Annotated in this window: 22 protein-coding genes; 18 read left to right on the forward strand and 4 right to left on the reverse strand. The window is 37.6% G+C overall.

The window, feature by feature from the left end; translation table 11 throughout:
* Window positions 1-34: 34 nt before the first annotated feature.
* From dnaA to tsaD, 18 genes are all read left to right on the forward strand, one after another.
* Complete coding sequence (gene dnaA / locus HIPMA_RS00005) at window positions 35-1,288, forward strand: chromosomal replication initiator protein DnaA (protein WP_013681029.1); 1,254 nt, start codon at window positions 35-37, stop codon at window positions 1,286-1,288.
* Window positions 1,281-1,406 (forward strand): hypothetical protein, encoded by a 126-nt coding sequence (locus HIPMA_RS09780; RefSeq protein WP_013681030.1) that lies wholly within the window; start codon window positions 1,281-1,283, stop codon window positions 1,404-1,406. The genes dnaA and HIPMA_RS09780 overlap by 8 nt, the downstream gene beginning before the upstream one ends.
* Before the next feature lie 89 nt (window positions 1,407-1,495).
* Window positions 1,496-2,593: a DNA polymerase III subunit beta gene (dnaN, locus tag HIPMA_RS00010; RefSeq protein WP_013681031.1), complete on the forward strand. Its 1,098-nt coding sequence runs from the start codon at window positions 1,496-1,498 to the stop codon at window positions 2,591-2,593.
* Window positions 2,593-3,573: an AAA family ATPase gene (locus HIPMA_RS00015; protein WP_013681032.1), complete on the forward strand. Its 981-nt coding sequence runs from the start codon at window positions 2,593-2,595 to the stop codon at window positions 3,571-3,573. Before dnaN ends, HIPMA_RS00015 begins: the two co-directional genes overlap by 1 nt.
* 12 nt (window positions 3,574-3,585) lie before the next feature.
* The gene (gyrB, locus tag HIPMA_RS00020) at window positions 3,586-5,949 is read left to right on the forward strand and encodes a DNA topoisomerase (ATP-hydrolyzing) subunit B (RefSeq protein WP_013681033.1); all 2,364 of its coding nucleotides are present in this window, start codon (window positions 3,586-3,588) and stop codon (window positions 5,947-5,949) included.
* 10 nt (window positions 5,950-5,959) lie between these two features.
* A complete protein-coding gene (gene gyrA / locus HIPMA_RS00025; protein ID WP_013681034.1) occupies window positions 5,960-8,398 on the forward strand; it encodes a DNA gyrase subunit A in 2,439 nt (812 codons plus the stop codon).
* Entirely contained in the window at window positions 8,382-9,332 is a 951-nt protein-coding gene (locus tag HIPMA_RS00030; protein WP_013681035.1) for a polyprenyl synthetase family protein, read from the forward strand. The genes gyrA and HIPMA_RS00030 overlap by 17 nt, the downstream gene beginning before the upstream one ends.
* Window positions 9,329-10,609, forward strand: a complete 1,281-nt coding sequence (hemA, locus tag HIPMA_RS00035; protein ID WP_013681036.1) for a glutamyl-tRNA reductase — start codon at window positions 9,329-9,331, stop codon at window positions 10,607-10,609. Before HIPMA_RS00030 ends, hemA begins: the two co-directional genes overlap by 4 nt.
* Window positions 10,585-11,484: a hydroxymethylbilane synthase gene (hemC, locus tag HIPMA_RS00040; protein ID WP_013681037.1), complete on the forward strand. Its 900-nt coding sequence runs from the start codon at window positions 10,585-10,587 to the stop codon at window positions 11,482-11,484. The genes hemA and hemC overlap by 25 nt, the downstream gene beginning before the upstream one ends.
* The gene (locus tag HIPMA_RS00045) at window positions 11,468-12,328 is read left to right on the forward strand and encodes a uroporphyrinogen-III synthase (RefSeq protein WP_013681038.1); all 861 of its coding nucleotides are present in this window, start codon (window positions 11,468-11,470) and stop codon (window positions 12,326-12,328) included. Before hemC ends, HIPMA_RS00045 begins: the two co-directional genes overlap by 17 nt.
* A 2-nt stretch (window positions 12,329-12,330) precedes the next feature.
* Window positions 12,331-13,155, forward strand: a complete 825-nt coding sequence (locus tag HIPMA_RS00050) for a transketolase (RefSeq protein ID WP_013681039.1) — start codon at window positions 12,331-12,333, stop codon at window positions 13,153-13,155.
* Window positions 13,145-14,074: a transketolase family protein gene (locus HIPMA_RS00055; RefSeq protein ID WP_013681040.1), complete on the forward strand. Its 930-nt coding sequence runs from the start codon at window positions 13,145-13,147 to the stop codon at window positions 14,072-14,074. Before HIPMA_RS00050 ends, HIPMA_RS00055 begins: the two co-directional genes overlap by 11 nt.
* On the forward strand, window positions 14,067-14,687 hold the full coding sequence (locus HIPMA_RS00060) for a cell division ATP-binding protein FtsE (RefSeq protein WP_013681041.1): 621 nt from the start codon (window positions 14,067-14,069) through the stop codon (window positions 14,685-14,687). Before HIPMA_RS00055 ends, HIPMA_RS00060 begins: the two co-directional genes overlap by 8 nt.
* Window positions 14,684-15,514, forward strand: coding sequence for a cell division protein FtsX (locus HIPMA_RS00065; RefSeq protein ID WP_013681042.1), 831 nt, complete (start codon window positions 14,684-14,686; stop codon window positions 15,512-15,514). The genes HIPMA_RS00060 and HIPMA_RS00065 overlap by 4 nt, the downstream gene beginning before the upstream one ends.
* Entirely contained in the window at window positions 15,501-16,661 is a 1,161-nt protein-coding gene (locus tag HIPMA_RS00070) for a murein hydrolase activator EnvC family protein (protein WP_013681043.1), read from the forward strand. The genes HIPMA_RS00065 and HIPMA_RS00070 overlap by 14 nt, the downstream gene beginning before the upstream one ends.
* Window positions 16,658-17,899 (forward strand): S41 family peptidase, encoded by a 1,242-nt coding sequence (locus HIPMA_RS00075; protein ID WP_013681044.1) that lies wholly within the window; start codon window positions 16,658-16,660, stop codon window positions 17,897-17,899. Before HIPMA_RS00070 ends, HIPMA_RS00075 begins: the two co-directional genes overlap by 4 nt.
* On the forward strand, window positions 17,875-18,618 hold the full coding sequence (locus HIPMA_RS00080) for a divergent polysaccharide deacetylase family protein (RefSeq protein WP_013681045.1): 744 nt from the start codon (window positions 17,875-17,877) through the stop codon (window positions 18,616-18,618). The genes HIPMA_RS00075 and HIPMA_RS00080 overlap by 25 nt, the downstream gene beginning before the upstream one ends.
* Window positions 18,615-19,622 carry a tRNA (adenosine(37)-N6)-threonylcarbamoyltransferase complex transferase subunit TsaD gene (gene tsaD / locus HIPMA_RS00085; protein ID WP_013681046.1) on the forward strand — a complete coding sequence of 336 codons (1,008 nt, stop codon included), beginning with the start codon at window positions 18,615-18,617 and terminating at the stop codon, window positions 19,620-19,622. The genes HIPMA_RS00080 and tsaD overlap by 4 nt, the downstream gene beginning before the upstream one ends.
* On the opposite strand, the gene cysE is transcribed toward tsaD, so the two are convergent.
* Genes cysE through guaA form a run of 4 tightly spaced genes read right to left on the reverse strand, consistent with a single transcriptional unit; the run spans window position 19,614 to window position 24,576 of the window.
* Entirely contained in the window at window positions 19,614-20,429 is an 816-nt protein-coding gene (cysE, locus tag HIPMA_RS09850; protein ID WP_013681047.1) for a serine O-acetyltransferase, read from the reverse strand. The two genes, tsaD and cysE, sit on opposite strands and share 9 nt — an antisense overlap.
* Complete coding sequence (gene ybeY, locus HIPMA_RS00095) at window positions 20,422-20,871, reverse strand: rRNA maturation RNase YbeY (protein WP_169309455.1); 450 nt, start codon at window positions 20,869-20,871, stop codon at window positions 20,422-20,424. Before ybeY ends, cysE begins: the two co-directional genes overlap by 8 nt.
* Window positions 20,825-23,056, reverse strand: a complete 2,232-nt coding sequence (locus HIPMA_RS00100; RefSeq protein ID WP_013681049.1) for an HD family phosphohydrolase — start codon at window positions 23,054-23,056, stop codon at window positions 20,825-20,827. The genes ybeY and HIPMA_RS00100 overlap by 47 nt, the downstream gene beginning before the upstream one ends.
* The gene (gene guaA / locus HIPMA_RS00105; RefSeq protein WP_013681050.1) at window positions 23,056-24,576 is read right to left on the reverse strand and encodes a glutamine-hydrolyzing GMP synthase; all 1,521 of its coding nucleotides are present in this window, start codon (window positions 24,574-24,576) and stop codon (window positions 23,056-23,058) included. Before guaA ends, HIPMA_RS00100 begins: the two co-directional genes overlap by 1 nt.
* Window position 24,577: the final 1 nt, after the last annotated feature.

The raw sequence follows: 24,577 nt of genomic DNA on the forward strand, positions 1-24,577 counted from the left end.
AAAAAGGCCAATTAATATAATATAATGGGATGTTATGTGGGAAAAGGTAATAGAGAATTTAAAAAACAAGGTTGAAACGCAGGATTTAGAAAAACTTTCATTAGTAGAACCGATCTTTGTCTCTGAAGACAAAATCACATTAGCCATACCGGGGGAGCAGATAAAAGAATTATTAAAATCAAAATACAAAAACCAATTAAAAGAGAGCTTAAAATTAATATTTAACAAACTCCCAAAGATAGAACTTATAATAAAAACACAAGATAAAGACAATCTAAACTCAAAATACGGATTTGAGAATTTCGTTGTTGGGCCAAGTAATCAGCTGGCCTATGCTGCAAGTGTGGCAGTTAGCGAAAACCCAGCAAAAGCCTACAATCCGCTATTTATATATGGCGGTGTGGGGTTGGGTAAAACCCACCTCTTGCATGCTATAGGAAACTCAATCAAGAAGAACAACCCCAACGCCAGGGTTTTATACATATCAAGTGAGGAGTTTACAAACGAACTTATAAACTCCATACAATATAAAAAAATGACACAATTTAGAAATAAATACAGAAACTTGGATTGTTTGCTCATCGATGATATACAGTTCATATCAAAAAAGGAAAGAACGGAAGAAGAATTCTTTCATACATTTAATGCTTTATACGAGAGTCAGAAGCAGATAATTATAACGAGCGACAAACCACCAAACGAGATACCAGATATAGAAAACAGGCTAAAATCGCGGTTTAGCTGGGGCCTAATCGTCGATATACAGCCACCTGAACTTGAAACACGCATAGCTATCATCAGGAAAAAAGCTGAGTTGTTTAATTTAGAGATAAGTCAAGAGATAATAGAATTCATTGCATCAAGTATAAGTTCAAATGTAAGAGAAATAGAGGGTGCTTTAATAAAAATCTCAGCTTACAAGTCAATTATGAGAAAGCCAGTAACATTGAATTTAGTTAAAAGTATACTTCAAGATATTATCATAAGAAAAGAAAAAATGCTCACAGCTGAAAACATACAAAAAACAGTAGCTAAGCATTTCAATATCAGCGTAGATAGTCTAAAATCATCAACAAGAAAAAAAGAAATACTAATACCAAGAGAAATAGCAATGTATCTAACAAGAAAAATAACAAAAAACTCATTACCCGAAATCAAGGCAAAATTCGGCGTCAAAAGTCATGCAACAATAATAAACGCATGTAAAAGGATAGAAAGCGAAATGGAAAAAGACATAAATCTGAAAAAAAAAGTCGAAGAGATAGAAAAAGAGATAACAGATGTCTAAAAACCTTTCAAAAACTAATCAACACAAAATAAAAAATGTCAAAAACCCAAACTCAAAACAAAATAACAACAACAAAACAAAAGATAATGACAGGTTATTTGAAAACAAAAATCCCTAAAAGAAAGAACAAAAAAAGACAAAATGACATTTAAAAAGGCCTTATTATTACTACTGAAAAAAGAAAATAAAAAATAGGAGGAAAAAGAAGTGTCAATAACAATCCAAACCAAAACTATAAAAGAGCTAATAAACGAACTAACGCTCTCAACATCAAAAGAAAAAGACAACATCCTATCCAATATCTTAATTGAAATAAAAGAAGATAAAATAATAGGAATAGCCGCAAATAATATAACCTCAATAGAAAAAACAATAGAAACTAAGACAGATAATCAACTAAGTTTCATAATAGACCCTGTAAAGTTCTTTAATATACTGAAAGAGATAAAGGAAGAAACGGTAGAGCTTGAATTAGAAAAAAACATTATAACCGTAAAATCATCAAGTTTTAAAACAAAAATAAAAACACAAGATCCAGGTTTGTTCCCACACATAAAACATTCGGAAAATATTGAAAAAATATGCCAAATACAGGCAAAAAAACTAAAAAAACTTATCAGAGAAACTATCTACTGCCCAGATAAAAACGATATATCAAGGGAATACACAGGAATATTTATAGAAATAGAACAAAACTATATTAAAGCCACAGCTACAGACCATTACAGACTTATAAATATAAAAACAGAAAACACAAACGACATAGAAGCCAACTTTATAATAGAAAATGCCGGTGCAGCACTCATAAATAGGTTGTCCTTAGAAGGCGAGATTGAATTATACAAAAGCGAAAATGAAATTCTAATAAAACAAGAAAACCTTGTGGTATCATCAAAAATTATTAGCGGGAATTTTCCAGACTATAATCAAATACTTTTAGATAGAAGTACATCAAACTCAGTAGAAATAGAAAAAGAAAAATTAAAGGATGCAGTAAAAAGAAGCTCAATTCTAAGTGAAAACAAAGATATAACAGCTAAAATAGATATAAAAGAAAAAACACTAACGCTCATAGGTCAAAACTCAGAAGGAGAGACAGCTGAGGATATCATAAATATAACACCCATTGAAACAGAAAAAGACCTAAATATAAAATTAAACTCAAAGTTCATACTGGATTTCCTAAACCAGATAGAAGCAGATACAGTAATATTACTTTACAAAAGTGCAGAGGAACCAATCATGTTTGAAAGCAACGAGGATGAATATTATTATAAGTATATCATGACGCCTATAATAGAGTGATGTTTATAAAAAACATCATTATCACTAATTTCAGAAACTTTAACCTTTTAGAGGTAAAATTCGATAAAATTAACATAATTAAGGGTAAAAACGGCACGGGTAAAACCAATTTAATTGAAGCAGTATACCTAACCCTTAACGGCCATCCTTTTAAAAATAATTTAAAGGTTTTAAAAAAAGAATTAGAAAAACCCACTATCCTAAATGCAATAATAGATAAGCACACAATTTTCATAAAAATAGATGACGATAAGAAATATATAAAACTGGACTCAAAATTAGTTAGAGTTGTTGATTTAAAAAAAACTTTCGCTTGCTTAAATTACTCTATAAACTCGTTTATATCATTTAGAAGTAAGGATTATCTTTTCTCTTTAGTAGATAGAGGGATAAGTTCTTACGACCACTCTATAATAGATAAATTAATCGAATATAAAAAAACCAATAGACTAAAAAAGGAGTTGTTTTCATCACCAAAACCAGATTACAATATGTTAAACTTTCTAAATGATAAAATAAAATCTATAGTGGATGAAATATCGTTAAAAAGAGATGGATTTATTTTAAAATTAAAAAATGATGTTGAGAACTGTTTCTGTAGCTTCTTTGGTAAAAAATTAGAACTGATTTATGAAATAGGAAAGTACAATGATAGTGTATTTGAAAAAGAAAAACAAAAAAACAGAGTACTATTTGGATTTAAAAAAGACAGTCTAAAGATAATTCTAAATAATAAAGATCTGTTTCTTTATTCCTCTGTTGGCGAGAAAAAAATATCCCTTCTATGTATTGTTTTAAGTATAGCAAAAATGTATAATAGCTCGGGCGTCGAGCCTATTTTACTTATAGATGATTTAGAGGGGGATTTAGATCCACAGGTTCAAAAGAGGGCATTTGATATAATTAAAACTTTACCTAATCAAAGCATTATAACAACCTTAGGAGCATACACAGATCATAATATAATTACTTTAGAATAAGGGGAGTTGAAATTGGCTAAATACACAGCAGAAGACATAAAGGTTTTAAAAGGGTTAGAGGCTGTCAGAAAAAGGCCAGCTATGTATATAGGTGGCACATCGGTTGAGGGTTTACATCATCTGGTTTATGAGGTTGTGGATAACTCAATTGATGAGGCGATGGCTGGCTATTGTGATACGATAAATGTTTACATAAACGAGGATAACTCCATAACGGTTGAGGATAACGGTAGAGGGATACCGGTTGATATACATCCGGTTGAGAAAATACCAGCTGTAACGCTTGTTTTAACCACACTCCATGCGGGTGGTAAGTTTGATAATAAAAACTACAAGGTTTCCGGTGGCCTTCACGGCGTTGGCATTAGTGTTGTAAATGCGCTTTCTGAATGGTTAGTTGTTGAAGTTAAACGGGAAGGTAAGATCTATACCCAGCGCTTTGAAAAAGGAACACCAACAACCGATTTGGAGGTTATTGGTCAGACAAAAGAAAGCGGAACAGTTATAACATTCCTGCCTGATAAAGGAATTTTTGAAATCACCGAGTTTAGTTATGATATCCTGCTTAAAAGGTTAAGGGAATTAGCCTTCTTAAATAAAGGTATAAAGATAAGCCTTACAGATAGAAGAACAGATAAATCAGAGACATTTCAATACGATAAAGGCCTTGTATCGTTTGTGGAATACCTATCAAAAACCAAAAACAAGCTGTTTGATGAGCCTGTTTATTTCAATATAACAGAGGGCTCTGTTTTGGTTGAGCTTGCTTTTCTATATACAGACACCTATTCATCAACCATCTATACATTTGCAAACTCTATAAACACAGCTGAAGGTGGCGTGCATCTTTCGGCCTTCAAGAGCGTGCTTACCAAAACGATTAATAGATATGCAAAGGCCAATAATCTGGTTAAAGGTAATGTTGTTTTTAATGGTGATGATGTAAGGGAGGGTATTGTTGCTGTATTGTCTGTGAGGTTGCCCAATCCCCAATTCGAAGGTCAAACCAAAACAAAACTCGTTAACACAGATATAAAAAATGTAATTCAAACGAAGCTTTATGAGAAGCTGAATGAGTATTTTGAGGAGCATCCCCAGATTGCAAAGCTGATAATAGATAAAGTCTCAAGGGCTTTCAATGCAAGGGAAGCGGCAAGGAAGGCCAAGGAACTTGTAAGAAGAAAGACTGTTTTTGAATCAAAGGGATTGCCTGGAAAGTTAGCCGACTGTCAGGAGAAAGACCCATTAAAGGCTGAGTTGTTTTTGGTTGAGGGTGATTCTGCAGGGGGCTCTGCAAAGCAGGCAAGGGATAGGGTTTATCAGGCTATATTACCCCTTAAAGGTAAGATATTAAATACAGAAAGAACTAATCTAAAAAAGGTTTTAGAAAGCGAAGAAATCAGAAATATTATTACGGCTATAGGCAGTGGTGTTAATGAATCGTTTAATATAGATGATGTCAGGTATCATAAGATTATCATTATGACGGATGCGGATGTTGATGGAAGCCATATTCAGACACTTATTTTGACGCTGTTTTTTAGATACTTCAGAGAACTTATTGAGAATGGTTATATCTATATCGCCCAGCCACCGCTTTACAGGTGTAAGATAGGCAAAAAAGAGTTTTACATAAAAGATGAAAAGCAGATGAAGGAGTTTTTGGTAAACAAAGGCATAGATGATTTTACACCTATTGTTGATGGAAAAGAGCTATCTAAGGATGAGTTTAGGGTTATCTTGGATAAACTGCTTGTGTATGAGGGTATGGTTGATAAGCTTTCGAAGGTTTACCCATCGGAGGAGATTATAAGGTGTTTATCTATTGTGTCCCCATCTTTGGATGATTTTAATGATGAGGATGGCATAAAGGATAGGCTTAATGCTTGCCTTAAGGAGAATTCTCAGATCTTAATAAAGCAGATAGAGCAGCAGGGTGATTCGTTCGTCTTTAGATTTGAGATAGACAACGAGGATAAGGAGATTTTTATTAGCAAGGAGTTTTTTAATTCTCATGAGTATAAACTTATAAGCCAGTATGCCCCATCCAAGAATATGTTAGGTTTGCCGCCGTTTAAGGCTAAAGTCAAGGGTGAACTTATTGAGTTTAAAACAATCAAGGATATGCTGTCTTTTATTGAGGATAGGGCAAAGAAGGGTCTTGAGATTCAAAGGTATAAAGGTTTGGGTGAGATGAACCCAGAGCAGCTCTGGGAGACAACGATGGATCCAAAAACAAGAAGGCTTCTGCAGGTTACGATAAGTGATGCTGAGGAGGCCGATAGGGTCTTTAATATGCTTATGGGTAATAACCCTCAACTGAGAAAAGAGTTTATTGAGAAGAACGCTAAATTCGTCAAACATTTGGATGTGTGAGGTTGTATAGATGAAAGACCTGTTTTCCGATAAGAATATCTTTCCTGTTGATATAAAAGATACGATGCAGCAGTCCTATCTGGACTACTCGATGAGTGTTATAGTGGGTAGGGCTATACCCGATGCGAGGGATGGGTTAAAGCCGGTTCATAGAAGGATCCTGTATGCTATGAAGGAGCTTAATTTAGAACACAATAAACCCTATAAAAAGAGTGCAAGGGTTGTCGGTGATGTTATAGGTAAATACCATCCCCACGGCGATATGGCTGTTTATGATGCCCTTGTTAGGATGAGTCAAGATTTCTCTATGCGATATCCTTTGATAGATGGGCAGGGAAACTTTGGATCTTTGGATGGTGATAGCCCTGCTGCTATGAGATATACAGAGGTCAGGCTGTCTAAAATCGCAGAGGAGATGCTTAAGGATTTAGATAAAAACAGCGTGGATTTTGTACCCAATTATGATGATTCACTTAAAGAGCCATCGGTTTTGCCGACATTTATACCCAATCTGCTTATGAACGGCACAGATGGTATAGCTGTTGGTTTTGCAACGAAGATTCCACCCAATAACTTGGCTGAGATTATAGATGCATGTTTGGCTTATCTTGATAAGGATGGTGAAATATCGACAGATGAGATTTTAAATTATATAAAAGGTCCTGATTTCCCAACAGGCGGTATCTGTTTCGATATAAAATCCATAAAAGAGGCTTATAAAAAGGGTATAGGCAAAATCACCTTAAGGGCGAAGGTAAAAGAGGAGAAGATTAAAAACAGGCAGGCGCTTGTGGTTTATGAGATACCGTATCAGGTAAATAAAGCCCTGCTTTTGCAGAGTATTGCCCAGCTGGTTAAGGATAAAAAGGTTGAGGGTATAGCTGATCTGCGCGATGAGTCCAACAAAGAGGGTGTCAGGATTGTTATAGAGATAAAAAAGGATGAGCAGCCCAAGGTTATCTTGAATAAGCTATTTAAATACACCAATCTTCAGACAACATTTGGTGTAAACATGATGGCTTTGGTTGGTAATACGCCAAGGCTTTTAAATATCAAGGATGCTATAGGTGTTTTTGTTGAACATAGAATAGATGTTGTAAAGAGGCGCACATCGTTTTTACTCTCAAAAGCCAAAGACAGAGCCCACATACTTGAAGGTCTTTTGATAACCCTGGATAACATAGATGAGGTTGTGGCTATTATAAAATCATCCCAATCCACTCAGGAGGCCAGGTCGAGGTTAAAAGAGAGGTTTAAATTAAGCGACAGGCAGACGCAGGCTATTTTGGATATGAAGCTTGCAAGATTGGTTGCTTTGGAAAAGCAGAAATTAATCGATGAATACAATCAGGTTTTGAAAGACATAGAATATTACGAGAGTATTTTAAAAGATAGATCGGTTTTGAAGGGTGTTATTAAGGATGAGCTTGTTTATGTTAAACAAACCTATGCCGATGAAAGGAAAACTCAGATATTGGATAGTATTGTTGATATAGGCATAGAGGATGTCATTAAGGATGAGCAGCTGATCATCACATTTTCAAAGAAGGGTTATGTAAAGGCTGTGCCTTTGGATGTATATTCAACTCAACATAGGGGAGGTAAAGGCAGGATGGCTGCAACATTCTCCGATAATGATTACATAACGGATATTTTCTTAACAAACAGCCTCAATACACTTTTGTGCTTTACCAATTTAGGTAGGGTTTATTCGGTTAAGGCTTACAATATACCTAAACAATCACCATCGGCCAAGGGCAGGCCTATTGTAAATATCCTAAACCTGCAGCCACAGGAGTTTGTTAAAACGATTGTTCCTATAAGCGAAGCAGATAGCCTTTTCTTTGCAACAGCAGCTGGTACGGTTAAACGCTCTTCGTTTAGGCACTTTGAGAACATACCATCAAATGGCAAAATAGCTATTAGGTTAAATGAACAGGATTCGTTGGTGAGCGTGTTTAGTGTGGCAGAAGGGGACGAGGTGATTATAACAACCAGACGGGGTATGTGTGTCAGGTTTGATTCAGATAGCGTGAGGGATATGGGAAGGGCTGCAGCTGGTGTTAGGGGTATAAATTTATCAGAGGGTGATAGTGTTGTAAGTGCGTTTAACTTCAATCAAGACAAACACACCAAACTCATAGTTGTATCCCAAACCGGGCTTGGTAAACTATTAAGGGTTTCAGATATAAGAAAGGTCAACAGAGGTGCTAAGGGTGTTAGGTGTATAAAGTTAAAAGAGAATGATAGTGTTGCTGGAAGCCTGTCTTTAAAAGATACAGGCGATGTTATTGTTGTAACGAAGAACGGTAAAATGATAAAGATGGATGCAGACTCTATCAATGTTTTCAGTAGGGCGGCTAGAGGGGTTAAGCTTATAAACTTGGATGAAGCCGATAGTGTTGTAAGTATTGTTGTAGCGGGGAGTGAGGATGAATATAAAGCTTAAATTAGCCATTAAAAAGGATATAAAGGCTGTTAATGAAGCCTTGGCTGTTTTGATAAAACCGGAAAGCAACTTAACGCGCAAGGTTTATGAACAGGTTATAGGTGATGGCAAAAGGCTTAGGCCGCTGCTTGTTCTGTATTCTGCTTCGGCTTTGGGTATAGATGAGCCTAAGGATGCGCTTGTTGTAGGTAGCGCTGTTGAGTTGATACACACAGCAAGCCTGCTGCACGATGATATAATCGACGATGCCTTATACAGGCGCGGAAAACCAGCATCACATACCGTTTATGGCATAAAACCGGCCGTTATGGGGGGAGACTACCTATACTCATTGGCTTACAATATTGTTTTGGATTATGATGTAGATGTAGCAAAGGCCATCTCGAGGGCTGCCTATATCTTAAGTGAGGGTGAAATAGAGGAGATTGAACAGGCCTTTAAGGTGAATATCGGTTTTGATGATTATTACAGGGTTATCTATAAAAAGACCGCTGTTTTGATAGAGGCAAGCTGTGAGAGTGGTGCTATATTGGCCAATAAACAGTTTAGTCCTGTTTTTAAAGAATACGGCAAAAATTTGGGTTTAGCCTTTCAGATAAAGGATGATTGTTTGGATTATCAGGCAGACCCTGAGGTTTTAGGAAAAGATGTTGGGATAGACCTAAAGGAGGGTAAGATCACACTGCCTGTTTTGTATGCTATGGATGAGGATCCATTACTAAAGGAAAAAATAGCGGATTTTTTTGATAAAAAGGATGAGTCGGTTTTAGCAGATATTGTTTTGTCTGTTAAAGAGAAGGGTTTGAATAAGGCTTTGGATAAGGCCAAGGAGTTTTCAGTCAAAGCAAAAGAGACACTAAAAGGTTTAAAAGATAGCACTTATAAGGGGTATTTAGAGGCTATAGCCGATTATGCCATAGAAAGGGAGAAATGAATAATATAGTTTTGATAGGAACAAACCACAACTCATCCCCGCAACATATTAGAGAAAGACTGGCGTTTGATAACAATAAGCTTGATAGGTATTTAAAAGAGTTGAGATCTATCGATGGGGTTAGTGAGGTGATGATTATCTCAACCTGCAATAGGGTTGAGGTGTTGTATGTCTCTTCATTTAATGTTAAGGATAGAATAGTTGATTATCTGTCTGAGTATTCCGGTATAGATAAAGAGGAGTTAAAAGGCTATCTCTATGTAAAGGAAAATTTAGATGCTGTAAGGCATATATTTAGGGTTGCATCCTCTTTGGATTCCATGGTGGTTGGTGAGCCTCAGATATTGGGGCAGATTAAAGATGCCTATAGATGGTCTGTTGAGTTTTTAACAAGCGGCGCCACAATAAACCGTATAATGCGTAGGGCTTTTCATGCTGCTAAAGTGGTAAAGGCCAATACGGATATATCCAAAGGTGCCGTTAGTGTTGCTTATGCTGGCTTTTTGAGTGTTAATAAGCTTGTCAATTTAGAAGGTAAAAAGGTTTTAAGTATAGGCTCAGGGGAGATGAATAGGTTGGCTTTGGAGTATTTTTCAAAGCATGGAGCGAAGATTTATGCACTTATCAACAGAACAAAAGAGAATGTAAAGGACCTTTGTGAAAAATATAATGTTGCTGTGTATGACTTTTGCAAGATTAAAGAGCTCCTTAATGAGGTTGATATTGTAATAACGGCCACATCTGCAAAGAATCCCATAATCAAAAAGGATGATATACCCAACAGGAACCTTATAATACTGGATTTGGCCCTGCCAAGGGACACCCAAAAGGGTGTGGAGAATTTGGAGAATGTTGTTGTAATATTTGTTGATGATTTAAAGGGTGTGGTTGATGAAACACTCAAGGAGCGCAAAAAACAGGCTCAAATAGCAGAAAAGATTATAGAGGATGAGCTTAGGGCTTATCAAGAGTATGTTGAATCACTGGATTATGATGAGGTTATAAAGCAGATCAGACTAACGGCAGAGAGGATAAGAAAACTTGAGATGTATAGGTTTCAAAAGATGTATAAAAACAAGTTAAACGATGATATTATTGATGGTGTAGATAAACTAACAAAATCGCTTCTGTCTAAGGTGCTGCATGAGCCTACGATGAATATTAAGCAGTTTTTAAACCATCCAGAAGGTGATCTGTATATAGAGCTCTTAAGGAGGTTGTTTGGTTTAAGTAAATCAAAGAGGGATGTGAGATGCTTCTTCTCAGAAAACAACTAAAGATAGGCACAAGGGGCTCAAAGCTTGCCCTATGGCAGGCAGAATTCGCAAAAAAGCGATTAGAGGACAAGGGTTTTGAGTGTGAAATAGTGCCTATAAAGACAAGTGGTGATAAGACAGACAAACCCCTGTATCAGCTTGGGGGTAAGGGTTTGTTTATTAAAGAGATAGAAAAGGCATTGTTGGATAAAACCATAGATATAGCTGTGCATAGCTTGAAGGATATGAGCGTATTTGAGGATGAACGCTTCGACTTCATTGTTTTTGAAAGGGATTATTGGGAGGATATTTTTGTTAGTTTTGAGGGGAACTTTTTGGAGATCAAAAAGAATGCAAGGGTTGGAACAAGCTCTTTAAGAAGAAGGGCGGAGCTTTTGCAATACAGGGATGATTTTGAGTTTGTTGATTTGAGGGGTAATCTGGATACGAGACTAAAAAAATTAAGGGATGGTGAGGTTGATGCCATAGTTGTCTCAAAAAGCGGCCTAAAAAGGCTTGGCTTGTATGATGAGGCTTATATGTATGATTTGAGGTTTGCAACACCAGCTGCAGGCCAGGGCGTTATAGCCGTTGAGTTTTTGTCTGATTTTGAGTTTAGGGATGAATTAAAGCAGCTTGAGGATGAAAAAACAAGGATCTGTATAGACTCAGAAAGGGCGTTTGTCAGGCAGTTCAACGCATCCTGCAACTATCCCATAGGGGCTTTGGCAAGGTTTGAGCAGGATGAGTTTTTTATGCAGATAACATACGGTTTTGTGGATAATCTAAGAAGGGTTATCAAATACAGCAGGCGGGATATAAGCCCACTGTTTGTGTTTAGCGATGTTGTTGAATATGTTAAAAAGAAGGTAAAGGATTATGAGAATAGGGGTTGATAGGCATTTATCGCTTAGGTTTTTCCCAAATATTGATGTTAAGGTCGGTTTTGAAAATAACCTGGATAAGCGATTTTTACTGAAGTGCAAAAATATAGACCAAGATCAATATGATTTATTTTTAACCCACGATGTTGAAGGTTGTGATATTTCCATAAACTCAAAAATTAGGCCGTTTTACAAAGGAAGGGTGTTGTTTAGCGCCAACAAAGAGGACTTAATTGGATATACACAGCTTTACGATGAGGTGTTTGAGATACACCCCGTTGTCTCTATGGATTTTAGGGGTATAGACTTCATTATGGATAACTCCTCTAAATGGGTTGTTTTTACCAGCAAGAGGGCTGTTGAATTCTTTTTCAAAAGGATAAACCCTCGCTGTTTGTGTAATAAAAGCATTGCTGCCATTGGTGAAAAAACGGCTTTAGCCTTAAAGGATAAAGGGTTTCAATTAGATTATGTGCCGGAGGAGTATTACAGCTCCTCTTTGATTGAGTTTTTGAAAGATAAAGAGGATGTGCTTGTTATAACGGCTCTTAAATACAACAAGGCCTATGATGAGCTTAAAAATGTTAAGGTTTTACCGGTTTATGAGAATTACATACCGGATGAGATCAAATACTTTAAGCCTGAAGGTGAATTTGACTTTGGCTTGTTTTCTTCTCCCTCAGCTTTTTGGCATATAAAGGAGGCCTTTGGCAGCTACGATTTTGCAAAGAGGATTAAAAGGATCATAGCAATAGGCAAAACCACAAAATCATACATAAACTCATGCGGCTTTGAGGCAGAGACACCAAATAAGGCCACTATTGGTGAGATGTTTAAATATATTTTTGGGGAGTGAGTATGGGAGAGTTTAGTAATCTTGAAAAGATTGCCAGGGATTTAAGGAAAGATATTCTAATTATGTTAAACAAGGCAGGAAGCGGCCATTCAGGTGGTTCTTTGAGTGTTTTAGATATACTCGTTGCCCTCTATTTTGGCGGCATCATGAATTATAAACCGGAAGACCCCGAATGGGAGGATAGGGATAGGCTTGTTTTATCCAAAGGTCATGCATGTCCTGCTTTGTATGCTGTTTTGGCGAAGGCCGGTTTCTTTGATAGGGATCTGTTATGGACTTTAAGAAAGCTTGGTTCACCACTTCAGGGACACCCTGATTCTAAAAAACTCAAAGGCATTGAAGCCTCAACCGGTTCTTTAGGAAACGGGATAAGTCAGGCTGTTGGAATGGCTTTGGCGGCCAAGGTTTTGAAGAAGAGATACAAGGTTTTCTGTGTTATGGGTGATGGTGAGCTGCAGGAGGGGATCGTCTGGGAGGCCTTTATGGCAGCTAATCACTATAAGCTTTCAAACCTTGTTGTCATAATCGATTACAACGGCTTACAGATCGATGGTGCCTGCAATCAGGTTATGAATATAAATCCCCTAAAGGACAAGCTTGAGGCTTTTGGGTTCAGAACTTACGAGATCGGTGGTCATGTCTATAAAAATTTAATAGACACATTGACGACGGCAAAAAGGAATGTGATAAGCCCAACGGCTATTATAGCAAGAACGGTCAAAGGATACGGCGTATCGTTTATGGCCAACAGGGTTGAATACCACGGTGTTGCACCTGCAGATGAGGAGTTAGAAAAAGCGTTAAAGGAGCTGGATAATGGAGTTTAAGGCAACAAGAGAGGCCTATGGTAAGGCCCTGGTTGAGATAGGAAAGATAGATGATAAGGTGGTTGCGTTGGATGCAGACTTGAGTGGCTCAACAAAATCTGCAGAGTTTAGAAAGCAGTTCCCCGATAGATTTTTTAATTTGGGTATAGCAGAGGCCAATATGGCAGGTGTGGCTGCAGGCCTTGCGCTGTCTGGCCTAAAACCGTATGCTTCAAGCTTTGCCGTGTTTATCACAGGCAGGGCGTTTGAGATAATAAGGCAGTCTATATGTTATCAGAACTTGCATGTGGTTTTGTGTGGCTCTCATTCGGGGATTAGTGTAGGTGAGGATGGTGGATCTCATCAATCGGTTGCAGATATTGCCTTGATGAGGTCGCTTCCCAATATGAAGGTTATCGTGCCTGCTGATTATAACGAAACCTATCAGGCTATTTTGTCAAGTCTGAATATGGATGGGCCTGTCTATATACGCACATCAAGGGCTAAATCACCCGTATTTATGCAGGATGAGCCGTTTGAGGTTGGCAGGTCTAAGGTTGTAAAAGAGGGTAAGTCAGCCACGCTGTTTGCCTGCGGCATGATGGTTTATTTAGCGCTTGAGGCTGCGGAATTGTTAAAAGGTGGTGGTGTTGAGCTTGAGGTTGTTAATGTATCATCGATAAAACCATTGGATAGAGAAACTATTTATAACTCTGCCAAAAAAACCGGCAGGGTGTTTAGCCTTGAGGAGCATTCAATAATAGGCGGGTTGGGTTCTGCTATTGCTGAGTTTTTGACCGAGGAGTTACCCATTTTTGTTCATAAAATAGGCCTTGAGGATGTATTTGGAGAATCCGGCTCAAAAGATGATCTATTCTGTAAATACGGCTTTACAAAAGAAGCTATAGCTGAAAGGATAAAAGAAAAACTCAATGGTTGAGTTTATAGATGTAGTTAAAAGTTTTAATAAAAGAACTGTATTTTCCAATTTAAGCTTTAGAATAGCGGCTAACAGGATAAATCAGATCATACTGCCACAATCTGGTGGCAAAAGCACCATTATCAGGATGATTTATGGTGCAGAAAAACCCGACAGCGGTTTTGTAAGGGTGTTTGATTTTAATGTGTCTGATCTGAACTACTCCGGTATTCTGCTTCTTAGGAGGTATTTGGGTATCATATTTGAGGATATAAGGTTGATATCCAATATGACCGTTAAGGAAAACCTGTCGGCTATAACAAAACTTACAAGAAGGGATTTGTATTTATCGGAGGAGATATTTGATATGCTCTCCATAGGGCATCTTTTGGATAAGTACCCGCATGAGTTGTCCATAAGCGAGCAATCGCTTATCAATATAGCAAGGGGGGTTATATACAATTTCCCTCTTGTTATAGCCGATGAGCCACTGAGGTATCTATCTGAGGATTATAGGATTAAAGTCATACGCTTGTTTAAATATTTAAACCAGGATAAGGGTATTACATTTTTAATAGCGACACTTGCCTCAATAGATGATGATTTTTATACGGTGGAGCTTAAGGGACTATGAAGAAAGACAACGTCAGAATAGCCCTATTTTTTGTTTTTATTTCCTTTGTTTTGAGTATGAGTATCTTGATGAGCATATTTTTCGTGATGAACAATTACATTCAGCAGAAAAAGAGCAGAACTCCACTTTATATATTTTGCTCAACTAATGCAACAATGAAGGATGTTGAGAAACTTGTTGATAAATTGAAGCAAAAAGAGGGGGTTTTAAGCGTTAAACTCATTACAAAACAGAGTGCCTTTAATGAGATGGTTAAGAAATTCTCTATAGATAGGGAACTTTTTAACACCAACCCTTTTCCTTATTCTATAGAGGTTTTCTTTCAACCATCATATACCACTAAGGATTACTTTAACAGATTTGCAAGCTCAATAAATAATCCTATTGTTGAGGATGTTAAATACCCTAAGACTCTGCTTGGAGATATAGAAAATCTTCACCAGAGGCTTCTATATTTCTCAGAGGTTGTCATAGGCCTTTTATACTCAGTTGAATTTATTGTTTTTGTCTCTTTGATGACAATATTTTACTCTCACAGGAAGTTTGATTACGACACGCTCAAATTTTTTGGCATAAAACGCCTAACCATACTGAAGCTATTTTTAAAGGAAACGATTTTACCTGCTGTTTGGGGCTTTTTCTTTAGCATAATCCTCGTTTTGGCTTTGTATTTTCTTTACAATAAATACGCTCAAATTCCCTACATTAGCAAAGAACTTTTGGAAAACTCTCAAAAGAGCACCTTTGTTTTTAATGTTGCCATAGGTTTTTTGTTTACGTTCATCTCTTCGGTTTTGGTTTTTTTCGTGAACGATGAGAAGGTTTAGTCTTTTAGTTTTTGTTCTTCTTTTAAGCCTATCTCTAAACGGGTTTTCTGCAAATAAGAAGACTATAGAACAAAAACTTCAAACAATAGATAAAACTATAATGAAAAAAAAGAGCGATTACAATAAATTGAGGCAGCAATATGCCAAACTCTTAAATGATGTAAAATCTACTGATGCCTTGATTACATCCCTTAAGACAAAGATAAAAAAGGCCAAAAGGGACTTAAATTTGCTAAATAGGAAAATAGCCAATTTAAAAAAGGAGATTGGCAAGGTTTCAAAGAACGTGGAAGAGCAAAAAGAGGAGCTCTCTTTGGAGCTTAAGGGTTATTACAAATACTCTCGCATAAGTCCGTATTATGAGCAAGGAGTTTGGTTTGACTATATGAACCGCTTCATTACGAGCTATATGCAAAACAGAATCAGGGACTATTTAAATAAAAGTGCATATCTACGCAGTAGCCTGTTAAGGCTTAATGCCTATATGAAGAAAAAAAATGCCCTTCTGGATAATATAAAAAAACAGCAAGAGGATTTGCAAACCCAGCGTGAAACATTGAAAAAGTTGATGGATGAGGCGGATAGTAAAAAGCAGCAATATTTAGCTCAGATACAAAAGCTCACTCAGGAGAAAGAAAACCTAAGGAATCTCCTAAAGAAAATCATAGAAGAGGAAAAGAGAAGGCAGGCTGAGCAAAGAAAAAGGAAAGCCCAAAAAGCTCAAAAAATAAACCCTAAACTGGTTGTAAAGGAGTTTAAGGCCCTAAGGGGCAGAGTTGCACTCCCTGTTTCTGGTAGGGTAGTGTCAACATTTGGCAAAAAGTACGATCCGCTTTTTAAAGTTTATACAAGAAACGACGGCATTGACATAAAATCAAAAAAGGATTCCTGCGTTAGGTCTATAGCGTATGGTAAAGTGGGCTTTGCAGGCAATCTGCCAGGATACGGCGGTGTTGTCATAATAAATCACCTAAATGGCTATTACACGGTTTATGGCGGTATAAAAAGTAAAGTAGGCGTTGGCAGCATAGTAAAATCCCGCCAATGTATTGGAAAATTAGAAAAGAATAAGCTACACTTTGAGATAAGGAGGCATTCAACGCCGTTAAATCCTCTAAATTTTTTGGATAGGAGGTTCTTGAAATGAGAAGGCTTTTGGCCGCTTTTTTGTTGATTTTTTTGCTTAGCAATGTGAGCTTTGCAAGCCCGAATGAGTATGAAAAACTCAAGATATTCGCAAAGGTTATGGCCATTATAGAGAACAACTATGTGGATAATGTAAGCCAGACAAAGCTTATAGATGATGCGATAAAGGGAATGGTTAACTCTTTGGATCCGCATTCGTCTTATATGACAAAAGAGGAGTATAAGGAGCTTAAAATAACAACAACGGGTAAGTTTGGTGGATTGGGCATGGTTGTTACCATGAAAGACGGTATTTTAACTGTTGTATCACCTATTGAGGATACTCCAGCCTATAAGTCTGGTATAAAAGCCGGGGATGCCATCATAAAGATAAATGGTGAAAGTACGCTTGGTATGACACTTGAGCAGGCTGTAAAGCTTTTAAGGGGCAAGCCCGGGACAAAGGTTACGATAACTGTTTTGAGAAAAACGGAGAAAAAGCCGTTTAATTTGACTATCACAAGGGCTATTATACATGTTAAGAGTGTAAAGTTTAAAAAATACGGCAATATAGGCTATGTAAGAATTACACAGTTCCAGAGCGGCACCACAAAGGAACTTAAGAGTGCTCTATCCAAGCTGGGCAAAATTAAAGGACTTGTTATTGATTTAAGAAACGACCCTGGTGGTTTATTGAGAGAAGCTATAGGGGTAGGTGATGTTTTTATCAAAAAGGGTGTTATAGTCTCTGTAAGGGGTAGAAATAAGGGCGATGTGCAGTACTTTTATGCGCGCGATGACGGATCTGAGCCTACATATCCTATGGTTGTTTTAATAAACGCCGGAACAGCTTCGGCTGCAGAGATTGTATCTGGCTGTCTTAAAGACCATCACAGAGCCATAATTATGGGCATTAGAAGCTTCGGAAAGGGCTCGGTTCAGTCAATTATACCATTGGGCGATGGGTCTGCTTTGAGATTAACAACAGCCCGCTACTATACACCATCTGGCAAAAGCATCCAAGCCGTTGGAATAGAGCCCGATATAGTTGTAAAGCAGGTAAAAATAGTCGAGGAAAACTCAAACGGTTATAGCTTAAGAGAGAGCGACCTTATTCATCATCTAAATAACCCGCAAGCCAAGAAACTCAAAAAAGATGGTGATTTTGAAAAAGAGCTTAAAAATGACTATCAACTATTGAGGGCTATTGAGCTTATAAAGGCAGAGGATTTGGTGTGCAAAACAAGGCAATCGCAATAGTCGTTGCACTTATAGTTTTTATTGTTCAGGAAAGCTTTGCTGCAAGTTCTTTATTTCTTTTGAAGCAGAAGAGACTTGCCATTGTTATAGATGATATGGGTTACGATGTGGCATTGGCCAATAGGTTTGAATCATTAAAAATGCCTTTGGCCTTTGCCTTTTTACCTGATGCACCATTTAGTGGTGAGTTATCTAAAAAGCTTTCCAAAGATGGCTTTATTGTTATGATACATATGCCAAGTCAACCAATAGATTATCCTAAAGACAACCCAGGCAAGCATGCTATCTATCTGTGGACAAGCAAAGCCGAGACGTTTAGACTTCTAAATTGGGCATATAAAAAAATTCCCAACGCCATGGGTTTAAATAACCATATGGGCTCTGCGATTCTTAGGGATAAGACTCATTTGGACTATATTATGGAGTTTTTAAAAAAACACGACCTATTTTTTATCGATAGTGCAACAGTTAAGGATAGCCTTGGCTGTATTGAGGCTGAGAAGTTTGGTGTTATGTGTGCAAAAAGAAGGGTGTTTTTGGATAACAAGAAGAATGTGGCTTATATTAAAGGTCAGATAAGGCAAGCCTTGAAAATGCTAAAAAAGAGAAACAATGTTGTTGCCATAGGACATTGTAATGAAAAGACCTATGAGGCATTAGCTCAGATGAAAAAACAACTAAAACCTTATTTGGTGAGCGTGGTGTTTGTATTAAGATGATTTTAGCATTTGATACATCCTGTGACGATACGGCTGTTGCCGTTTTAAAGGATAACGGTAATTATGTTAATCTCATAGCGTCCCAGATTGAGGTGCATAAAGCCTTAGGCGGTGTGGTGCCTGAGCTTGCAGCAAGGAAACATGCAGAGGTTATAGCCGCGCTGACAAAAGAGGCTCTACATAAAGCTGAAGCAGAGTTGAGTCAGATAGATTTTTTGTCTGTCACAGTTGGACCCGGCCTTTTGCCAAGCCTGCTTGTGGGTGTTTCTTTTGCAAAGGCTTTGGCTTATTCTCATAGTGTTCCTTTGATTGCAGTTCACCATATAGAAGGGCATATATTTGCGCCGTTTTTTAAAAGGGAGCTTATTTTTCCATTTTTATCTTTGGTTGTTTCAGGTGGGCATACCCATTTATTCTTGGTTAAGGGTGTGGGTGAGTATGAAATTATAGGTAAAACACTGGATGATGCTGTAGGTGAAGCGTTTGATAAGGTGGCAAGATTGTTGGGCTTAGAATACCCTGGCGGACCTGTTATAGACAGATTGTCAAAAACTGGAGATCCTTATCGTTTCAAGATTCCTCAGGGGTTGAAGCATGATAAGAGCTATAATTTTAGCTTTAGCGGTGTAAAAACATATGTCAAAAACCTTGTCAATAGCATGGGTAATTTGTCAAAAAGTGATATTTCAGATATTGCAGCTTCTTTTCAAAAAGCATCAATAGATATATTGGTTGAAAAGACCTTTAAGGCCGCTACAGAGTATGGTGTTAAAATCGTGTCAATTTCTGGTGGGGTTTCTGCTAACTCCTATTTGAGAGAGGCTTTTGCTGAAGCTGGCAAACAAAAAGGCATAGAAGTTGTCCTTCCGCCAAGGGAAATGACAACAGACAATGCATTAATGATAGCATACAGGGCCTCCTTTAGACCATTTGAGGAGGCCACAACTGAGTTTTCCTTGATTGAGGCTAAACCGTCCATTAAGGTCGGAAGCAAACTAATCTAAGCCCTCAAGCTCATAACTTTTTATATATTTTTCTATCTTTTTTAGTTCCTCTACTTCCTTTTTGCGCTCTTTTTCTATCTCCTCAGGCTTTCCTTCTTTTAATGCTGAAATCTCCTTTTCAAGTTCTTCTATCCTGTGAAGCAGGTATCTTATGACTTTACCCTCTACATCTGGTAGTTTTGTGTGTTCTAAATCTACCTTCTTGTCAACCTTCTCCTTCTTGATAACCTTGGCTGGTATTCCTACAACTGTGGAGTTTTCTGGAACATCTCTGATTACAACACTGCCTGAGCCTATTTTTGAGTTATCCCCTATTTTTAAAGCTCCCAACACCTTGGCTCCACTTCCTACAACCACATTTCTACCCACTGTAGGATGTCTTTTGACCTTCTTTAGGCTGGTTCCTCCCAGTGTAACCCCCTGATAAAGCGTTACATCATCACCAATCTCTGCTGTTTCTCCGATTACAACACCCATACCGTGGTCTATAAAGAAGCGCTTGCCTATCTTGGCTCCTGGGTGTATCTCAATGCCGGTTAAAAACCTCGATATGTGTGATAGAAACCTGCCGGCAAATTTAAAATCATGGTTCCATAAAAAGTGAGCAACTCTGTGGAACCATAATGCATGGAGGCCTGGATAACAAAATACGATTTCTGGGATGCTTCTTGCCGCAGGGTCTCTTTCAAAAACAGTCTGTATATCCTCTTTTAACGTTTCAATTGCCTTGGTTTTTTTTAAAACTACAAAGCTACCTACAGCAAAAACACCGAATGTAAGCGTCAATGCCTTTGTTGCCTTAGCCATTTACAACCCCCTCTTTTAAAAACTCATCAACCAATTCTTTTTGTTTTTTCATCATCTCATCGAATTTATCCATGGTTTCATGCGTGTAGCCCACAAGATGCAAAAATCCGTGCGCTATTATAAATAGCAGGTATTCTTTAGCGTTTTCTTTTTTCTCTAAAGCTTCCCTTTCTATTGTATCTGAAGAGATTGCTATATCCCCCAATATATCACCATCATAGCCGTAAAAGCTCAGCACATTGGTTGGGCCTTTTCTGTTTTTGAACTGCTCGTTTAGTTTGGTTATCTCATCATCATCAACAAGCACTATGTTGAGCTCTTTTTCGCTATTTTCCCCGCTTTTTTTGAATAGAAACTCAACAAAGCTTTCTATTGTTGTCTGGTCTATAAATTCCTTAGGTTTTTTTACTATCACCGTTAAGTTCATTCTGTTTTTCCTCATCAGGGTATTCAATTCTGTGGTGGAATATGCCCACCAGAACATTTACAAAACTCGTTGTTATCTTGTTTAAATCCTTTAACGTCAATTCACACTCGTCCAATTGACCATCCAAGAAAATCTTATTGGTTATCTCCCTCACAAAATCGTTTAGATGGGCGACTGTTGGATTGGAGAGGGTTTTTGATGCGGCTTCTACCTCGTCTGCTATCATAACGATACCAGCTTCCTTGGTTTGTGGCTTGGGGCCTGGGTATCTAAAATTCTCCTCTTTGGGATTAAGACCATTCTCTTTTGCTTTATTGTAAAAGTACTTTATAAGGCTTGTGCCATGGTGTTGCTGTATGATGTCTATAATGTAATTACCTAACCTATGTTTTTTGGCTATTTCGACCCCATATTTTACATGGTTTTTGATGATTAATGCACTTATTGATGGTTTTAGGTTGTCATGAGGGTTTATCCCGTCTGTTTGATTCTCTACAAAATACATCGGTTTTTTAATCTTACCTATATCGTGATAGTATGAGCCAACCTTTGCTATTAGTGGATTTGCACCGATCTCACTTGCTGCTGCCTCAGCTAAACTTGAAACAACAATGCTGTGGTGATATGTACCCGGTGCTTTAATGGCAAGCTCTTTTAGTAGGGGGTTATTGAGATTTCCCAACTCCAGAAGTTTTATGTCTGTAGTCATGTTAAATGTATATTCAAATACCGGTAGTAATCCGCTTACTATGATAGATGAAAGGACTCCGCTTCCAAGGCCAAGAACAAGCTCTGTAGCCATAACCTTGTTAATCTGACCACCCTTTAATAGATGGAATATGACTATAAGAATTATGCTGCTTAAGGAGACGTATATGCCCGCTTTTATTATGCCGGTTCTGGTTCTTTCGCGTCTTATACCCAAGGCTCCTGCTATACTGCCAAAAAATACGTAAAGCCCAAAATTAGACGCAGAATCAGCGGATGTTATGAGCCATGAGGAAACACTTAAAAGTATGGATGTCAAAAAGGCTAATTCAAAGTCTATCATTATTGCAAGCATCATAGCTGCAACGGCAAACGGAGTGCTGAACATAATAGCGCTTTGAGGAAAGTCTGCAGAAGAGAAACTAACTACATTTGCCAGGTAGTTAAATAACTTAAAGATCAAGAATTGAATTATAATGAGTGTTTCTGTTATGCTTAATATCCTTCTTTTTGTTAGCCATTTGTTTTTTTTGGCCTTGGTTATTTCGTATATTTTAAACAAGACTATGGACATAAGGAAGAATAGGAGTATATTGGCTATGAATTTTACATAGGCATTCTCTTTTTGTTTTATTGAGTTTAATGCATTTAGCTTTAAATAGTCTGCCTTTGTAATCACATCCCCGCTGCGGACGATGATTTCGCCTTTTGATATTTTAAAGAAAACCTTGTTTACTTTCTTGGCGGCTTCCTCTTTCTTTTTCTGCGTAGCCAATGAGTTAAAGGTCAGGTTTGGCATGATGAGTTGTGATATTAGATCCCAAACTGTATTGCGCAAGCCCGCATCGTCTATCTCATCCCTTAATGTATTGTATGCTATAATTTTAGCCCTTAATACATCGGTTACATCGTCTTTTGGTATAAGTTTTTCCTCATCAGGTTTTTTTATATCCCTTACTATTATTTTGTTTGGAGAGAATTTATATAGCTCTCTTACAGATGGAACAATATATAATCCTTGAAGCTCTTTTAGTGCTATTGAGGCGTATTTTATTATCTGTTTTGGCTCATACTTCAGAATCCTTAAGTATAGAGTGTGGCTAGGTTTTATCTTTAGGGTTTTGAAAAATTGATCTATTGAGCTTTGGGGGTCTTGGGGATTTATCAAAGAGAAGGCCTTTTTTATGGAGTCTATAGTTGACGATATGGCTTGAGGGTTGTAGTCAAATACGGGAGGAACGTTGTTTAGGGCACTCTCAACCCTCTTTTTTGTAGCCTCTTTATCTTCAACAAGCATAGAAACGGTTGATCGTATGGTTTTTGGCGCTATATCGCCTACCTGGAGGTTGTAGTATGTAGATGACGAACGTGGTAGATTGATTAGGATGATGGCCAAGAAAAACAAACCCACTACCACATGTTCGTTAAACAGTCTGTCTAATTTGTGGTATATGTTTTCTTTTAGCTTTTCTTTTTTGCCTTTATTTTCCATTACTCCCACTCAATTGTTGCTGGTGGTTTTGAGGATATATCGTATACCACCCTATTTATACCCTCAACTTCGTTTATGATGCGGCTTGATATCTTGCCCAAAAGTTCATAATCTATTTTGCTAAAGTTTGCTGTCATACCGTCGACACTGTCTACCGCTCTTATTGCCAAAACGTTTTCATAGGTTCTTTTATCGCCCATAACGCCGACGGAGCTTACAGGCAATAAAACGGCAAAAGCCTGCCATATATCGTTATATATATTGGCCTTTTTTATCTCCTCTATTAGTATTGCATCAGCTTCCCTTAAAATCTTGAGCCTTTCCTTTGTTATCTTGCCTATAATTCTTATGGCCAAGCCAGGTCCAGGGAAGGGGTGTCTGTTTATAAATTCTTCATCAATGCCGAGCTGTCTTCCGAGTTGTCTAACTTCATCTTTAAAAAGTTCACGCAACGGTTCTATGAGCTTGAAATTCAAATCCTTAGGCAGCCCCCCTACATTATGATGGCTTTTAATTGTGGCCGATGGTCCTTTAACTGAAACACTCTCTATAATATCTGGGTAGAGTGTGCCCTGGGCTAAAAACTCTGCATTGTTGTATTCCTTAGCAATTTTGGCAAAAACATCGATGAATGTATGGCCAATAATCTTCCTTTTTTTCTCCGGGTCTTCAATCCCTTTGAGCCTTTCCAAAAACAACTCAGATGCATCCTCGTATCTTATGTTTACATTGAGTTTTTTAAATAGGTTTAAAACATATTCTGGTTCATTTTTCCTTAAAAGGCCTGTATTCACAAATACACCTACAAATCTATCACCTATAGCCTTATTCATCAAGACGGCCACTACGCTTGAATCAACTCCTCCGGATACGGCGCCTATTACGCGCTTGTCTTTGACGGTTTGCTTAATTTTTTCTATCTGTTGGGTCAAGAAATTACCCATATTCCAGTTGGCTTTAGCGTTGCATATTTCAAATACGAAGTTGGATAAGAGTCTTTTGCCCTTCTGAGAGTGGTAAACCTCCGGATGGAACTGAACTGCCCATATCCTTTTGTTTAGATTTTGAATGGCAGCAAACGGTGAGTTGTCTGTTTTTGCTACAGCCTCAAAACCCTCAGGAAGACTCTCCAGCCTATCCCCATGGCTCATCCAGACAATTGTATTATCTATTTCTCTGTCGATCAGGGGATTTTCTTTTAGAAGTTTTAGTTTGGCAAGGCCGTATTCTCTCTTTTGAGCTTTGGCTATAACGCCGCCGAACCTATTCGCTACAACCTGCATGCCGTAACATATGCCAAGAATTGGGAGATTGAGGTTGAATATTTCCTTTTTAGGCAGAGGCGCATCATTCTCATATATGCTTGAAGGTGAGCCCGAAAGGATAATGCCTTTGACATCAACTTTGTCAAAATCCTTGTTAAACGGTATGATTTCTGCATATACGCCAAGCTCTCTAATTTTTCTTGCTATAAGTTGGGTATATTGGGATCCAAAATCCAAAATAACGATTTTATCCATT

It is taken from the genome of Hippea maritima DSM 10411 (genome assembly GCF_000194135.1).
Taxonomy (GTDB): domain Bacteria; phylum Campylobacterota_A; class Desulfurellia; order Desulfurellales; family Hippeaceae; genus Hippea; species Hippea maritima.

Coding starts and splice junctions, on each gene's coding strand:
- HIPMA_RS00100 (WP_013681049.1), bottom strand. CDS start 23,056: ATGGAAAATAAAGGCAAAAAAGAAAAGCTAAAAGAAAACATATACCAC.
- guaA (WP_013681050.1), bottom strand. CDS start 24,576: ATGGATAAAATCGTTATTTTGGATTTTGGATCCCAATATACCCAACTT.
- cysE (WP_013681047.1), bottom strand. CDS start 20,429: ATGGCTAAGGCAACAAAGGCATTGACGCTTACATTCGGTGTTTTTGCT.
- HIPMA_RS00075 (WP_013681044.1), top strand. CDS start 16,658: ATGAGAAGGCTTTTGGCCGCTTTTTTGTTGATTTTTTTGCTTAGCAAT.
- hemA (WP_013681036.1), top strand. CDS start 9,329: ATGAATAATATAGTTTTGATAGGAACAAACCACAACTCATCCCCGCAA.
- HIPMA_RS00070 (WP_013681043.1), top strand. CDS start 15,501: ATGAGAAGGTTTAGTCTTTTAGTTTTTGTTCTTCTTTTAAGCCTATCT.
- HIPMA_RS00055 (WP_013681040.1), top strand. CDS start 13,145: ATGGAGTTTAAGGCAACAAGAGAGGCCTATGGTAAGGCCCTGGTTGAG.
- HIPMA_RS00065 (WP_013681042.1), top strand. CDS start 14,684: ATGAAGAAAGACAACGTCAGAATAGCCCTATTTTTTGTTTTTATTTCC.
- HIPMA_RS00050 (WP_013681039.1), top strand. CDS start 12,331: ATGGGAGAGTTTAGTAATCTTGAAAAGATTGCCAGGGATTTAAGGAAA.
- HIPMA_RS00015 (WP_013681032.1), top strand. CDS start 2,593: ATGTTTATAAAAAACATCATTATCACTAATTTCAGAAACTTTAACCTT.
- HIPMA_RS00030 (WP_013681035.1), top strand. CDS start 8,382: ATGAATATAAAGCTTAAATTAGCCATTAAAAAGGATATAAAGGCTGTT.
- HIPMA_RS00045 (WP_013681038.1), top strand. CDS start 11,468: ATGAGAATAGGGGTTGATAGGCATTTATCGCTTAGGTTTTTCCCAAAT.
- tsaD (WP_013681046.1), top strand. CDS start 18,615: ATGATTTTAGCATTTGATACATCCTGTGACGATACGGCTGTTGCCGTT.
- dnaA (WP_013681029.1), top strand. CDS start 35: ATGTGGGAAAAGGTAATAGAGAATTTAAAAAACAAGGTTGAAACGCAG.
- hemC (WP_013681037.1), top strand. CDS start 10,585: ATGCTTCTTCTCAGAAAACAACTAAAGATAGGCACAAGGGGCTCAAAG.
- HIPMA_RS09780 (WP_013681030.1), top strand. CDS start 1,281: ATGTCTAAAAACCTTTCAAAAACTAATCAACACAAAATAAAAAATGTC.
- ybeY (WP_169309455.1), bottom strand. CDS start 20,871: ATGAGGAAAAACAGAATGAACTTAACGGTGATAGTAAAAAAACCTAAG.
- gyrA (WP_013681034.1), top strand. CDS start 5,960: ATGAAAGACCTGTTTTCCGATAAGAATATCTTTCCTGTTGATATAAAA.
- HIPMA_RS00060 (WP_013681041.1), top strand. CDS start 14,067: ATGGTTGAGTTTATAGATGTAGTTAAAAGTTTTAATAAAAGAACTGTA.